Here is a 13,712-nt window from a genome sequence, read left to right as displayed (position 1 = left end):
AGACCGGCGGGTCAATTTCGCAAATTAGCACCCGGTTCGCCGGGTTGGCCGGGCCCGCCTGAGCTGCCATTAGCTGTACCGCCCGGGCCGCCGGGACCGGCGCCACCGGCGAAACCGGCATCAAAACCGTCGCCGCCGTCACCGCCATTACCGCCAGTCCCACCAATGCCGCCCAGGCCTTGACCGAAGACTCCACTGCCACCGTCGCCGCCCTGGCCGCCGCTGCCCCCGGCCCCACCGTCGCCGCCATCGCCCATGACGCTGCCTGCGCCACCATCGCCGCCGGCGCCGCCGTTTCCGCCAGGACCCCCGGTGGCGCCCATGCCGCCGCTAAACGCGGAGCTGCCGGTGCCCCCGGTGCCGCCGGTGCCGCCGGCTCCGCCATTCCCGCCGTCGCCACCCGAGGCTTGCTGTCCACCGACGTGGAGAACCTTTCCTGTTATGAAGCTGGTAATCGTCGCATTAGCACCGTTGATTCCGCCGGCGCCGCCATCTCCTCCGGCGCCACCGTCGCCGCCGCTGCCACCGTTGGTGGGCGAGGTCGTGGTGCCGCCGCTGCTCCCATTGCTGCCGGTGGCGCCCGTGGCGCCGTGGCCGCCATTGCCACCAGGGCCGCCGACGCCGTACGTGCCGCCGTTGCCGCCGATCCCGCCGTTACCTCCCGCAGCTCCGGGGCCGTTGCCGTTGCCGCCGTCCCCGCCGCTGCCGCCATTGCCGTACGGGCTGCCAGGACCGAAGGGGAGGGTGCCCTTGGCTCCAGTCGCGCCTTGGGTAGAGCCGGCCCCGCCTTGACCGCCAGCGCCCACTGCACCGGGATCACCGCCGTCACCGCCGTCTCCGCCGACGCCGCCGTCCCCGAAAAAGCTCCCGCCGTCCGCGCCGTTGCCGCCATCACCCGGTAAGCCGCTAGTCCCGCCCTGACCTCCGGTCCCCCCGGCGCCTTGGGAGCCGTTCTGGCCGGAGGCCGCCAACGCGATCCCGCCCGCTCCACCGGCGCCGCCGGTCCCGCCCGTCCCGCCGTTACCGCCGTCACCGCCGTCACCGCCATCGGCACCGCTGCCGAAGAAACCGTCCGAGCCGTGGGCACCGGTCCCGCCGGCGCCCCCGACCCCGCCGGTGCCGCCCGTGCCACCAGCGCCACCGTTGCCGGCGTCGCTGCCGCCGTTGCCGCCTGCCCCGCCGACTCCGCCGGTGCCGCCGGTGTGGCCGTCACCTCCGTTCTGGCCGGGGTTGATTGTGTTGGTGCCGTTAGCTCCGTTGCCGCCGGTGCCGCCGTTGCCGCCGTTGCCGCCGTTGCCGACCGACCCGCCGTTGCCGCCGTCCCCGCCGCTACCCCCGACCTGGCCGAGGCCGGTGGCGTCGGCACCCCTGCCGCCGTTGCCGCCGTTGCCGCCGCTGGTGGCCGCGAGGCCGTCGGCGCCGGTGGCGCCTTGGGTGGAGCCGGCCCCGCCTTGGCCGCCGGCACCACCGGCGCCGGCGTCACCGCCGTCGCCGCCGCGACCGCCGGCACCGTTGTTGACGGTTGCGTCGCCGTTCTGGCCGTCGGTGCCGTTGGCTCCGATGCCGCCGTTGCCGCCCATACCTCCGGCCCCGCCGGCGCCTTGGGCGCCGTCCTGGCCCGAGGCCGACAACGCGGCCCCACCAGCCCCGCCGGCTCCACCGATCCCGCCCGTCCCGCCGGTGCCGCCGTCGCCGCCGTTGCCGCCGTCGGCACCTGGATTGCCGAAGACTATGGGGCCCCCTCCGGCCCCGCCGTTACCGCCGGTACCGCCGGTGCCGCCTTTCCCGCCGGCGCCGCCGTTGCCGGCGTCTACGCCGCCAGCGCCACCGGCCCCACCGGCGCCGCCGGCCCCACCAGTGCCACCGGTGCCGCCCACTTCACCGGTTCCGAGGCTGAAGGAACCAGTTCCACCCGCAGCGCCGGCGCTGCCGTTGCCGCCGTCGCCGCCGGTGCCGCCGTTGCCGACCGACCCGCCGTTGCCGCCGGCGCCGCCGGTACCGCCGGTGCCGCCGGGGATGCCTTGGCCGAACACGGGTTCGGCGTCGGCGCCCCTGCCGCCGTTGCCGCCGTTGCCGCCGCTGGTGGCCGCGAGGCCGTCGGCGCCGGTGGCGCCTTGGGTGGAGCCGGCCCCGCCTTGGCCGCCGGCACCACCGGCGCCGGCGTCACCGCCGTCGCCGCCGCGACCGCCGGCCCCGTTGTTGACGCTTGCGTCGCCGTTCTGGCCGTCGGTGCCGTTGGCTCCGATGCCGCCGTTGCCGCCCATACCTCCGGCCCCGCCGGCGCCTTGGGCGCCGTCCTGGCCCGAGGCCGACAACGCGGCCCCACCAGCCCCGCCGGCTCCACCGATCCCGCCCGTCCCGCCGGTGCCGCCGTCGCCGCCGTTGCCGCCGTCGGCACCTGGATTGCCGAAGACTATGGGGCCCCCTCCGGCCCCGCCGTTACCGCCGGTACCGCCGGTGCCGCCTTTCCCGCCAGCGCCGCCGTTGCCGGCGTCTACGCCGCCAGCGCCACCGGCCCCACCGGCGCCGCCGGCCCCACCAGTGCCACCGGTGCCGCCCACTTCACCGGTTCCGAGGCTGAAGGAACCAGTTCCACCCGCAGCGCCGGCGCTGCCGTTGCCGCCGTCGCCGCCGGTGCCGCCGTTGCCGACCGACCCGCCGTTGCCGCCGGCGCCGCCGGTACCGCCGGTGCCGCCGGGGATGCCTTGGCCGAACACGGGTTCGGCGTCGGCGCCCCTGCCGCCGTTGCCGCCGTTGCCGCCGCTGGTGGCCGCGAGGCCGTCGGCGCCGGTGGCGCCTTGGGTGGAGCCGGCCCCGCCTTGGCCGCCGGCACCACCGGCGCCCGCGTCACCGCCGTCGCCGCCGCGACCGCCAGCACCGTTGTTGACATCCGCATGACCGGCTCCGCCTTCACCGCCGTCACCGGCGATGCCGCCGACCCCGCCGTTACCACCCGATCCGCCGGCGCCCTGTACTCCCGAGGCCGCCAAAGCGGCCCCGCCAGCCCCGCCGGTCCCACCGGTCCCGCCGGCCCCACCGTTACCGCCGTGACCGCCGTCGGTGCCCCCGGTCGCAAAGTCGACGCCGTGGCCGCCGACGCCGCCGGTGCCGCCGACCCCGCCCGTCCCGCCGGCCCCGCCGGCTCCGCCGACCCCGCCGGTGCCGGTTGCGCCGCCCGCGCCACCATTGCCACCGGCACCGCCGTCCGCGCCGTGGATGTTGGCCGCGGGATCGCCGTTCGCGCCGGCCGCGCCGGCTCCTCCGTTACCGCCTCGGCCGCCGTTACCGTTGACGCCTCCGAGGCCCGTGCTACCGCCCTGACCGCCTTGGCCGCCGTCGCCGCCGCGTAGACCGGCGCCGCCCGGGCCCACTCCCGCGGCGTCGCCGCCATTGCCCCCGGCGCCGCCGCTACCACCGGTGCCCGCGGCGCCCGTATCCCCGGATGTCCCGAAAAATCCTCCGGCCCCGCCAGCCCCGCCCGCCCCGGCATTACCCCCCGTCCCGCCCGTGCCGCCGGTGCCGCCATTGAGACCGACCTGGGTAAGACCGTTGCCGCCCGAGCCGCCTACCCCGCCGGCACCGCCGACACCGCCGACACCACCGGAACCGAACAGCAGCGCACTGGATGCACCACCCACGCCGCCGATGCCGCCATTGCCACCGGTGCCGCCCGCGGCGCCTACACCGCTCGTATTGGGAGCACCCGCGACCCCGTCAGCACCCGCGCCGCCGGCGCCTCCAGCCCCACCTGCCCCGCCTGACCAGCCCACCAGGGCCCGGCCGGCGCCGCCGGAGCCGCCGTTACCACCGGTTCCGGCGGCGAGGCCTTCGAGGCCGGCCCCGCCCACGCCGCCAGCACCGCCGATCCCGCCATTGCCGCCGAGCCACCCACCGGCACCGCCGTAACCGCCGCGCCCGCCGGCCTGACCGGCCGCCCCGGTCCCGCCGGCCCCGCCGTGACCGCCCTGACCAAACAACGACGCCGACCCGCCGCCCCCGCCGGCCCCGCCGGCTTGGCCGGCGATAGCGGCGGACCCGCCATTGCCGCCGGCCCCGCCATGGCCGTACAGCAGTCCGGCGCTGCCGCCGTCGCCGCCGTCGCCATTTCCTGCGCCGTTGCCGCCGGCGCCGCCGGTGCCGATCAGCCCGGCCGCCCCGCCCTGACCGCCGATGCCGCCAACGCCGCCGTTGCCCCCGGCTCCGCCGGTGCCGTAGAGCCATCCGCCGAGGCCGCCGTCGCCGCCGTCGCCGTTTCCTGCGCCGTTGCCGCCGGCGCCGCCGGTGCCGATCAGCCCGGCCGCCCCGCCCTGACCGCCGATGCCGCCAACGCCGCCGTTGCCGCCGGCTCCGCCGGTGCCGTAGAGCAATCCACCCTGGCCCCCGACACCGCCGTCGCCGTTTCCTGCGCCGTTACCGCCGGCGCCGCCGGTGCCGATCAGCCCGGCCGCCCCGCCCTGACCGCCGATGCCGCCAACGCCGCCGTTGCCCCCGGCTCCGCCGGTGCCGTAGAGCAATCCACCCTGACCGCCCGCACCACCGACGCCGTGTCCGGCGCCGATGCCGCCCGCTCCGCCGGTGCCGATCAGCCCAGCAGCTCCGCCGTTGCCGGCGATGCCGCCGGCACCGGCGTTGCCGCCGGCCCCGCCGGTGCCGTAGAGCGATCCACCGCTGCCCCCGGCGCCGCCGCTGCCGCCGCTGGCGCCGTTGCCGCCGGCACCGCCGTTGCCGACGAGCCCGGCCGCCCCACCCCTACCACCGGAACCGCCGGCTACCGCTGGGGAATAGCCGTTGCCGCCGTTGCCGTAGAGCAGCCCGCCGGCCCCACCGTCGGGGCGGGCGGCCGTCCCGTCAGCGCCGTTGCCGATCAACGGGCGGCCCAGCACCGCCTGGGTGTTGGCGTTGATCAGGCCAAGCGCGTCCTGCCCCAGGGTCTGCAACTGCGCGGCGGCGGCGGCCTCCATGGCCGCATACGCCCGAGCACCGGCATCCAGCGCCTGCACAAACTGGGCGTGAAACACCGCCGCCTGCACGCTCAGCGCCTGATATTCGTAGCCGTAGGCGCCAAACAACCTTGCGATCGCTGCCGACACCTCATCTTCGGCGGCGGCCAGCACCCGTGTCGTCGAGCCGGCCGCCGTCGCATTGGCGGCCCCAACCGCCTGCTCAATCGTGGTCAAGTCCTGCGTGGCCGCCATCAAGAATCCGGGCGTCGCGATCACAAAAGACGACATGAGCGGCCCCCATCACGACGAAGAAATTCCGACCGGTCGCATCGTCAACTAGCCAACGCCCACGGGAGCCCGTAGCCGGCTACCTCATCCCTACCCCTGGGCACCCCGCGAACTACCCCATTCCGACGCTCGCGCTAAAGGGGGCTGACCGTCCCGGCGGAGCCTGGTGAACCGTTTGTACCGCCCGGTCCCCCCTGCCCCGGGGTGTCGCCGATGCCGGCGGTGGCTAGACCCGTGTTGACTGCCTTTGCATCGCCGCCTGCGCCGCCGTCACCGCCGCTACTGCTGCCTCCGACGCCGTCTCCGCCGCCGCCGCCGGCGCCACCTGCGGTAGATCCGGTTCCATGGTTAATTCCTTGACCGCCGCTGCCGCCGTTTCCGCCGCTGTCGCCGTTGCCGCCGTTCCCGCCAAGGCCGCCCGCCGCGCTACCGGGGCCAGGCGATCCCCCAAAGGGGGCCATGACGGTCGCTTTGCCGCCGTTGCCGCCCTTGCCGCCGGAGCCGCCGGAGCTATCGCCGCCGTTGCCTCCGGTGCCGCCGACGGCGTTTCCGGTTCCGGTGTTGGTGGCTTGACCTCCGCTGCCGCCGTTTCCGCCGTTTCCGCCGGTGCCGGCGGCCCCGTCGCCGCCGTCGCCGCCGATGGCGTTTCCCGCTCCGCCGTTCAAGGCATCGCCGCCGTCGCCGCCGACCAAGGTGCCGGTCCCGCCCATGCCGCCACGGGCGTCCCCGGAAAAGGCGAGGCCTCTGCCTCCGGCTCCGCCAACCGCGCCGCTGCCGCCGTCGCCGCCGGTGGCGGTACCGCCGCCGACTGTGGCAAACCGCGTCCCGCTGCCGCCGTCACCGCCGTAGGTAGTCCCGTTCCCGCCGTTGCCGCCGGTTGCGTTTCCAATCCCGTTGGTGTAGCCGCTGCCGCCGGCGCCGCCCTTCCCGCCGGCACCGCCGCTGCCGCCCTGCCCGCCATTGCCGCCGGTGGCGTTTCCCGCTCCGGTTCCCGATAGGTTGGTCGCGCTGCCGCCGCTGCCAGCGTCGCCCCCGAGGCCTATGGACCCGCTGCCGCCGTTGCCGCCGATGCCGCCGTTGGCGTTTCCAGCTCCGTAGGTTTGTCCGGCGCCGCCAGTGCCGCCGCTGCCGCCGACGTAGCCGTCACCGCCCCGGCCGCCGTTGCCGCCGTTGGCGTTTCCGACTCCGTAGGTTTGGCCGGCGCCGCCGGTGCCGCCGTTGCCCGCGGCGGCCCCGGGGCTTAGCCCGTCATTGCCGATGTTGCCCCCGGTGCCGCCGTTGCCACCGATGCCGTTTCCGGCTCCGTGGTTGATCCCTTCCCCTCCGGTTCCCCCGTTGCCTGCGCCGGATGAGCCGACGCCGCCTTGGCCGCCGTTGCCGCCGATGGCGTTTCCACCGCCGGCATCGACGGACGCGCCGCCGCCGGCACCACCGCCGCCGCCGACGAATGTTGCGCTGGTGCCGCCGTTGCCGCCGCTGCCGCCAGCGGCGATTCCGTTTCCGCCCGCGCTCGTTGCGTTGCCGCCGCTACCGCCTAAGCCGCCGATTCCGGCGCCGCTGAAGCCCCCGCTGCCACCGGCGCCGCCGAAGGCGCTTCCGGTTCCGAAGTTGAACGCGGCGCCTCCAGTGCCGCCGCTGTTCCCGCCGGTCGCACCGTCACCGCCGCTGCCGCCGTCGCCGCCGACGGCGATCCCGCCGCCCGCGACGGATGCGCTTCCTCCGTTACCGCCTATACCACCGGTGCCGTTGTTGGCGAAGCTGGCGTTGCCACCCCTGCCGCCGTCGGCGTTTCCGGTTCCGTAGTTGTTCGCTTCTCCTCCGGCGCCGCCGTTGCCTCCTCGAGAAGCGCCGCCCGCGCCTCGGCCGGCGTCGCCGCCGATGGCGTTGCCGCCGCCGGCCGCGACGGTTGCGCTGCCGCCGTTACCACCGTCGCCGCCGGCTCCTGTGACGCTGGTGCCGCCATTGCCGCCGCTACCGCCGGCGGCAATTCCGTTTCCGCCCGCGATGGTTGCACTGCCGCCGGTGCCGCCGGTGCCGCCGCCATCGCCGTTCTGGCTGGTGCTGCCGCCGCCATGGCCGCCGTTGCCGCCGATGGCGTTTCCGGTCGCAAGGTTGTGCGCAGCCCCTCCCGTGCCCCCGTCGCCCCCGCGCGTTTCGCCCCAAGCGCCTCGGCCGCCATTGCCTCCGATGGCGGTTCCGTCCCCGGCAGCGATGGTTGCGCTGCCGCCGCTGCCGCCGTTCCCGCCGGAGGCGGTGGTGCCGACGCCGCCGTCGCCGCCGTCGCCGCCCGTGGCGCCGTTGCCGCCGTTGCCGCCGTTGCCGCCGAAGAAGCCCGTGGCGCCGTTGCCGCCGTCGCCGCCGTTGCCGCCATCAGTCGCGTCCCCGCCGTTGCCGCCGTTGCCGCCGGTGCCTGTGGTGCTTGTGCCGCCGTTGCCGCCGTTGCCGCCGTCACCGCCACTACCGCCGTGACCAGCGGCGCCCGCGTGGCCGAACAATAGTGAGCCGGCGCCGCCGGTCCCGCCCTGACCTGCTTTGCCGCCGTCACCGCCGTCGCCTCCGTTGCCGCCGCCGGAGCCGGTGTCGGCCGCGCCCGCACCGCCATTGCCGCCGTTGCCGCCGTTGCCGCCGCTCCCGCCGGCCCCGCCGTTGCCGAACAGCAGCCCACCGTTGCCCCCGGCCCCGCCATGACCACCGTTACCGCCGCTACCGCCGGCAGCGCCACTGCCGTCGATGCCGGCCTGCCCGACATTGCCGGCCCCGCCGAGCCCACCGTTGCCGCCATGACCCAACAGCCCGGCGTCGCCGCCCCGGCCGCCGGCCTGGCCGGGCGCCCCCGAGCCTCCGTTGCCGCCGTTGCCCCACAACAATCCGCCCGGCCCGCCGTTTTGCCCGGTTCCGGGCGCCCCGTCGGCGCCATCGCCGATTAGCGGGCGCCCCAGCAGCCATTCGGTGGGTGCGTTGATCGCGCCCAACACGTTTTGCTCGAGGGTCTGCAACGGGTTGGCGTTGGCGGCTTCGGCCGCGGCGTAGGCGGCACCGGCCCCGTTCAGAGCGGCTACGAATTGCTCGTGAAACGCTGCCGCCTGAGCACTTAGCGCCTGGTACTCGCGCCCGTAAGTGCCGAACAACTGCGCAATCGCTGCCGATACCTCATCACCGGCCGCCGATACCACCTGGGTCGTCGAGCCGGCCGCAGCCACACGGGCTGCCCCGATCGCGTCTCCGATCACGGTCAAATCCGCCGCGGCCGCCGCCAACGACCCGGGCGTCGCGATCACAAATGACGACATCAGCGGCCCCCATCACGACGAGGCTTTCCTCGCACGCAGAAAGAAACTCCCGACGGTTCAAATCGTCGACTAACAAACGGATGCAGGGCCCCGTAGCCGACTACCTGACCCCCAACCGTCAACCCCCATCGAACTACCCCATTCAGACCGGCCGAGGTGAGCGACGGGACTGCCTGATCAATGCGCGACCGCAAAACATCGCACACGAACGACACAGAAAATATCGGCCGAACGGCAAGTATGAACTGACACCAGAACCTACATTCGTCATGTGACGGACCGTTGCCCCTTAATAGGCCGGGGCAAGGAACTTCGAGTGATTTCCGACGCACTCGGAGCCGACGACTGTCGTGGCGTGCTTATGGTTGGCGATGCGGGCGCCGGCAAGACGCGGCTTGCCGAGGAAGCGGCCGCAGCAGCCGCGGCACTGGGCTGGGTTGTGCACCGTGTCGCCGCTACCGTCACCGCGCAGTCAATTGCGTTGGGCGCCTTCACCAAATGGTCAACCGGGAGTCACGAGAACCCGCATCACGCCGCCCATCAGGTGGTTGCCGCGATGACCGATGCGGGCGCGTCAGACCGGATGCTGATCAGCATCGACGATGCGCATCTGCTCGACAATCTGTCGGCCTTCGTGGTGTACAGCCTCCTGCAAAATCGGACGGTCAAGGTCCTGATCACGGTCCGCAGCGGCGCGCCAGCGCCGGACGCGGTGATGATGCCATGGAAAGAAGGAATCCTTCGCCGAGTCGACTTGCCCCCACTATCGCGATCCGAAAGCGATGATCTACTTCGCAGCGCATTGGGCGGACAGGTTAGCGGCGATTGCGCCGAGCAGCTTTGGGATTTGACACGCGGTACCCCCGCCTACCTGACCCACATCATCGTTGCGGAACGTGCCGCTGGAAACCTTCTCGAGGACGACGGCATGTGGAGTCTGCGTGCGGCTCCGATGGTGTCACCGTCCTTGCGGGACTTGGTGCAGATGCAATTCGGTGCTCTCACCGAATCCGTACAGGAGGCCGTCGATTTGGTCGCGGTCGCAGGATCGATTAGTCGATCCTTGCTCAACTCGCTCACCGACTGTGAGGCGTCGGCGGAGGCCGAGCGGCTCGGACTGATCCGCGCCGACGAAGCAACACCCGACGTCATCCGGGTCGCGCACCCGCTTTATTCCGCTGTCACGCTGGCACACTGCGGTCAGCTGCGGCAGAGTCGGCTGCGCGGTCGCCTTGCCACGGCGTTGGCCAGCCCCCACAACACCGCCCCGGTTGATCCCGCCCAGCTGGGGTTGCTCTGGCTCGAATCGGATCTGCCGCCCGACGCCGACATCTTGTTGGCAGCCGCGGGGGCCGGCTTGGCGCAACTCGATATCGGGTTCGCCGAGCGCTGCGCGCGCGCCGCGGTCGACGCCGGCGGCGGCATCGGGGCGAAACTCCAGCACGCCTACTGTCTGTTTCTCCTCGGAAAGGCTAGCGACGCGCAGGCCGAACTGAGCCGGATCCGCCCCGACGAGCTGCGCGGCACCGACTTCCTCAACGATTTCAGCCTGATGGCGATGAACCTCTTGTTCGGGTTCGCGCAGCCGGACGAAGCTGTGTGCCTGGTCGAGCGAGCATTGCAAGGTTCGACCGGTATCCGCGTGCATCAGCTCAATACATTGCTCGGATTGCACTTGGGATTCACCGCGAACCCGGTAGCCGCCATCAATGCGTTATACGCCGCCGATCCCGAGGAACTCGACAATTACGGTGCCGTCGTCTGCCTGGGGATGCGGGCGTTCGCCCATGGGGAGCGCGGGCACCTCAGCCAGGTTCGCCGCGAGGCGGCAAGCTGTTGGGGAATCCTGGATGACGCCCCCGACGCGTTCAACGCGGCCAACCTCGCCAAGTTACACACCCACGTGCTGGTGCTCGCCGGCGACCTTACGGGGGCGACTGAGGTGGCCCAACAGGCCTACCGCCGGTGCGCCAGGATGGCGCCGGTGGCGCGCAGGCTTTGCTCCGCCAACATCGGAATGGTGGCCCTGGCCGCCGGCGACCTCGCGGTGGCTCGGCGACGCTTGCATCCCGGCCAGCTGGATCTGGGGCAATTCGGGCTGATCATGGGGCACACGTATCGGTACCAGGTTCACTACACGACGGCGCTGGCACGATCGGGATACGTCGAGGACGCGGTGCGCGCGCTCGAGCGAGCCGCTGAGGTCCGCCGAGCCCATCTTTTGTATCTCGAAGTCACATACCTGCTGGCCCAGGCCTGGGTGGCAGCCGCGCAGGGGCGGATCGAGCGTGCACGTGACACAGCCGCGCTAGCCGCCACGTTCGCACGCCGGCGCGGCCTGTTGGCCAGCGAAGTCATGTGCCTGCAGACCTCGGTTCAGTTTTACGACGTAGGCGTGGCGGACCGACTAGCCGAGTTGAGCACCCTCGTCGAGGGGTCACGCGCACCGATCGCTGCGCGCTACGCGAAAGCGCTCGCCGACGACGCCCCGGCGGAACTCGAAGCGGTAGCCGCGGACTTTGAAGCGATGGGCGATCTGCTTGCCGCCGCGGACGCGACCGCCCATGCGTCATCGGCCTACCGCGTGGCCAATCGGAACGGGAGCGCCTTGACTGCGGCAGCTCGTGCCGAGAGTCTGGCCAAACGTTGCGGCCGCGCGACCAGTCCGGCGCTTGCGGGGGCCAAAATAGCTTTTCCGTTCAGCCACCGGCAACGCGAGATCGCACTTCTGGTGTCGAGGGGCCTCACCAACCGGGAGATCGCCGAGGTCTTGTCGCTGTCTGTCCGCACTGTCGAAGGGCACATCTATCGCGCCACCTTCAAGGCCGGAATCGCTACTCGCGCAGAACTGGCGAAGGTCGTCCAGGAGTTCGATCGTTAGTCGCCAACTCCGCCGAGCAGACGCATAATCGCCCGGGAACGAGCGTTCCCGGGCGATTATGCGTCTGCTCGGCGGAGTTAGTCGCGCACTGCAGCCAGAACGCCGTCGCCCAGCGGCACCAACGCCGGGGTGAGCCGCTCGTCCTCGGCGATTAGCCGCGCCGCCTCGCGGACCGCGGTTACCTCGGCATCGCGCGCCGCGGGATCGCCGGCCCGCCCGCCCAGCGCCGCCCGGTGCACGACTATGACTCCGCCGGACCGCAGCAGCCGAACACCCTGAACCACATAATCGGGCTGGTCGATCGGGTCGGCGTCAATGAACACCAGGTCATACGATTCGTCGGCCAGCCGGGTCAGCACCTCTTGGGCGCGGCCGCTGATCAGTCTGGTGCGCGACGGCCCGATGCCGGCCTCGGAGAACGCCTGCTTGGCAAGCCGTAGAAACTCAGGCTCGATGTCGATTGTGGTCAACACGCCGTCGTCGCTCATGCCCGATAGCAGCCACAGGCCGCTGACACCCGCACCGGTGCCCACCTCGGCGACGGCCTTGCCACCGCTGAGCTTGGTCAGCAGGCTCAGCAGGGCACCTACGGCCGGTGTCACTGCCCCGGCTCCGATGTCAATGGCCCGCTCGCGGGCGCTTGCCAGGATGGCGTCTTCCGATATCGATTCCTCTGCGTGGGCGAACAGTGCCTCTGCCTGACTGGGAGCCCGACTGCGGGTCTCCTGGCCGGAAGTGTTATCGGTACCGTCCATGACCGCAGCGTATGCCGGACCCGCGGCGCAGCCAGACAGGCGCGCTAGACACGCCCGGGCGGCCAGCGGGACAAAAATCGCGCGCTGGTCCATAAGCGCTGCATAATGCAGGTAACGAAACGGTTTCTCAGCTAAAGCTCAGATTGCTCATATACCGCGCATACGCCGGTACGCGACGGTATCGGTATGGAACGCGGAGCACGCGGGAATACGGAATGGCAACCTCGCGTTGCCCGCCTTGAACAATCGCCAACCCTTGATGACAAGGGAAACCCGGAGGAACTGATTATCACCACCTTGAGCCCGACCACCATGTCGCATCCCCAGCAGATCCGCGACGATGAGTGGGTTGAGCAGTCCGACGCGTTGTACGGCACCGCAGTATTCGACGCGACCGGGGACAAGGCCACCCTGCCGTCGTGGGACGAGCTGGTACGACAGCACGCCGACCGGGTGTACCGGTTGGCCTATCGGCTTTCCGGTAATCAGCAAGACGCTGAGGACCTGACGCAGGAGACCTTCATCAGGGTCTTCCGGTCCGTCCAGAACTACCAGCCCGGCACCTTCGAGGGCTGGCTGCACCGCATCACCACGAACCTGTTCCTCGACATGGTCCGCCGCCGGGCCCGCATTCGGATGGAGGCGTTACCCGAGGACTACGACCGGGTGCCGGCCGACGAGCCCAATCCGGAGCAGATCTATCACGACTCCCGCCTGGGGCCGGACCTGCAGGCCGCGCTGGATTCGCTGCCGCCTGAGTTTCGTGCCGCGGTGGTGCTGTGCGACATCGAAGGTCTGTCCTACGAGGAGATTGGCGCCACCCTGGGCGTGAAGCTCGGCACGGTCCGCAGCCGCATCCACCGCGGCCGGCAGGCGCTACGGGATTACCTGGCCGCGCATCACGAACAAGGCGAGCTGTACCGCTCGGCCAGCTAAGCGATCTGCTGAGGCTCGAGCCATCGGTTTGGCCACTGCTTGATTGCCAACCGGTCCCAAATCCTGGGGTTTTGTCGTCGGATGATGGTGATGAGGGACCGTGCCGCGCTACATTCGAGGTACCCGAGGCTTGAAAATGGGCAGCGAAGAGGCAGGGAAGGAGCTGGGTGATGGCCGACCGAGGACATGTGTTCCGACGCGCGTTCTCGTGGCTTCCCGCACAATTCGCCTCCCAAAGCGACGCGCCGGTTGGGGCGCCGCGCCGATTCCGGTCCACCGAGCACCTCTCGATCGAGGCCATCGCGGCGTTCGTGGATGGTGAGCTGCGGATGAACGCACACTTGCGCGCGGCGCACCACCTGTCGCTGTGCCCCCAATGCGCGGCCGAAGTTGACGACCAGAGCCGGGCGCGCGCCGCACTGCGCGACTCCCGTCCGATCCGCATCCCCAGCACGCTGCTCGGACAGCTGTCTGAGATTCCGCATCACCGGATCGACGACCCGGCGCCGTTATCTGACGGCTTCGCCGAGCGCGACGCCCGCGACCAGCGAAAGCGCCGCTAGTAGGGTGGACACAACAAACGCCGTGCCCACCTGGCGCGTGTGCCAGCTTCTTGTCT

At 72.0% G+C, this 13,712-nt stretch carries 6 protein-coding genes; 3 read left to right on the top strand and 3 right to left on the bottom strand.

From position 1 onward, the window contains the following. Positions 1-11 precede the first annotated feature (11 nt). Together AADZ78_RS20210 and AADZ78_RS20205 are read right to left on the bottom strand one after the other, a co-directional pair. The gene (locus tag AADZ78_RS20210; protein ID WP_204903351.1) at positions 12-5,231 is read right to left on the bottom strand and encodes a PE family protein; all 5,220 of its coding nucleotides are present in this window, start codon (positions 5,229-5,231) and stop codon (positions 12-14) included. 134 nt (positions 5,232-5,365) lie between these two features. Next, positions 5,366-8,521, bottom strand: a complete 3,156-nt coding sequence (locus AADZ78_RS20205; protein ID WP_139829014.1) for a PE family protein — start codon at positions 8,519-8,521, stop codon at positions 5,366-5,368. A 271-nt stretch (positions 8,522-8,792) separates the two neighbouring features. Between AADZ78_RS20205 and AADZ78_RS20200 the strand changes: the two genes are divergently transcribed. Then, on the top strand, positions 8,793-11,402 hold the full coding sequence (locus AADZ78_RS20200; RefSeq protein WP_338101133.1) for a helix-turn-helix transcriptional regulator: 2,610 nt from the start codon (positions 8,793-8,795) through the stop codon (positions 11,400-11,402). Between the two features lie 77 nt (positions 11,403-11,479). On the opposite strand, the gene AADZ78_RS20195 is transcribed toward AADZ78_RS20200, so the two are convergent. Continuing rightward, positions 11,480-12,157 carry an O-methyltransferase gene (locus AADZ78_RS20195; protein WP_204903352.1) on the bottom strand — a complete coding sequence of 226 codons (678 nt, stop codon included), beginning with the start codon at positions 12,155-12,157 and terminating at the stop codon, positions 11,480-11,482. Between the two features lie 186 nt (positions 12,158-12,343). Between AADZ78_RS20195 and sigE the strand changes: the two genes are divergently transcribed. Both sigE and rseA read left to right on the top strand, forming a co-directional pair. Further along, positions 12,344-13,093, top strand: coding sequence for an RNA polymerase sigma factor SigE (sigE, locus tag AADZ78_RS20190; RefSeq protein WP_085252827.1), 750 nt, complete (start codon positions 12,344-12,346; stop codon positions 13,091-13,093). Between the two features lie 170 nt (positions 13,094-13,263). Beyond that, positions 13,264-13,656 carry an anti-sigma E factor RseA gene (gene rseA / locus AADZ78_RS20185; RefSeq protein WP_085252828.1) on the top strand — a complete coding sequence of 131 codons (393 nt, stop codon included), beginning with the start codon at positions 13,264-13,266 and terminating at the stop codon, positions 13,654-13,656. Positions 13,657-13,712: the final 56 nt, after the last annotated feature.

Origin of the sequence: Mycobacterium riyadhense, assembly GCF_963853645.1 — a bacterium.
Taxonomy (GTDB): Bacteria; Actinomycetota; Actinomycetes; order Mycobacteriales; family Mycobacteriaceae; genus Mycobacterium; species Mycobacterium riyadhense.
The sequence above is the reverse complement of the archived record's forward strand: the minus strand, read 5'-3'. Positions and strand labels throughout refer to the sequence as shown.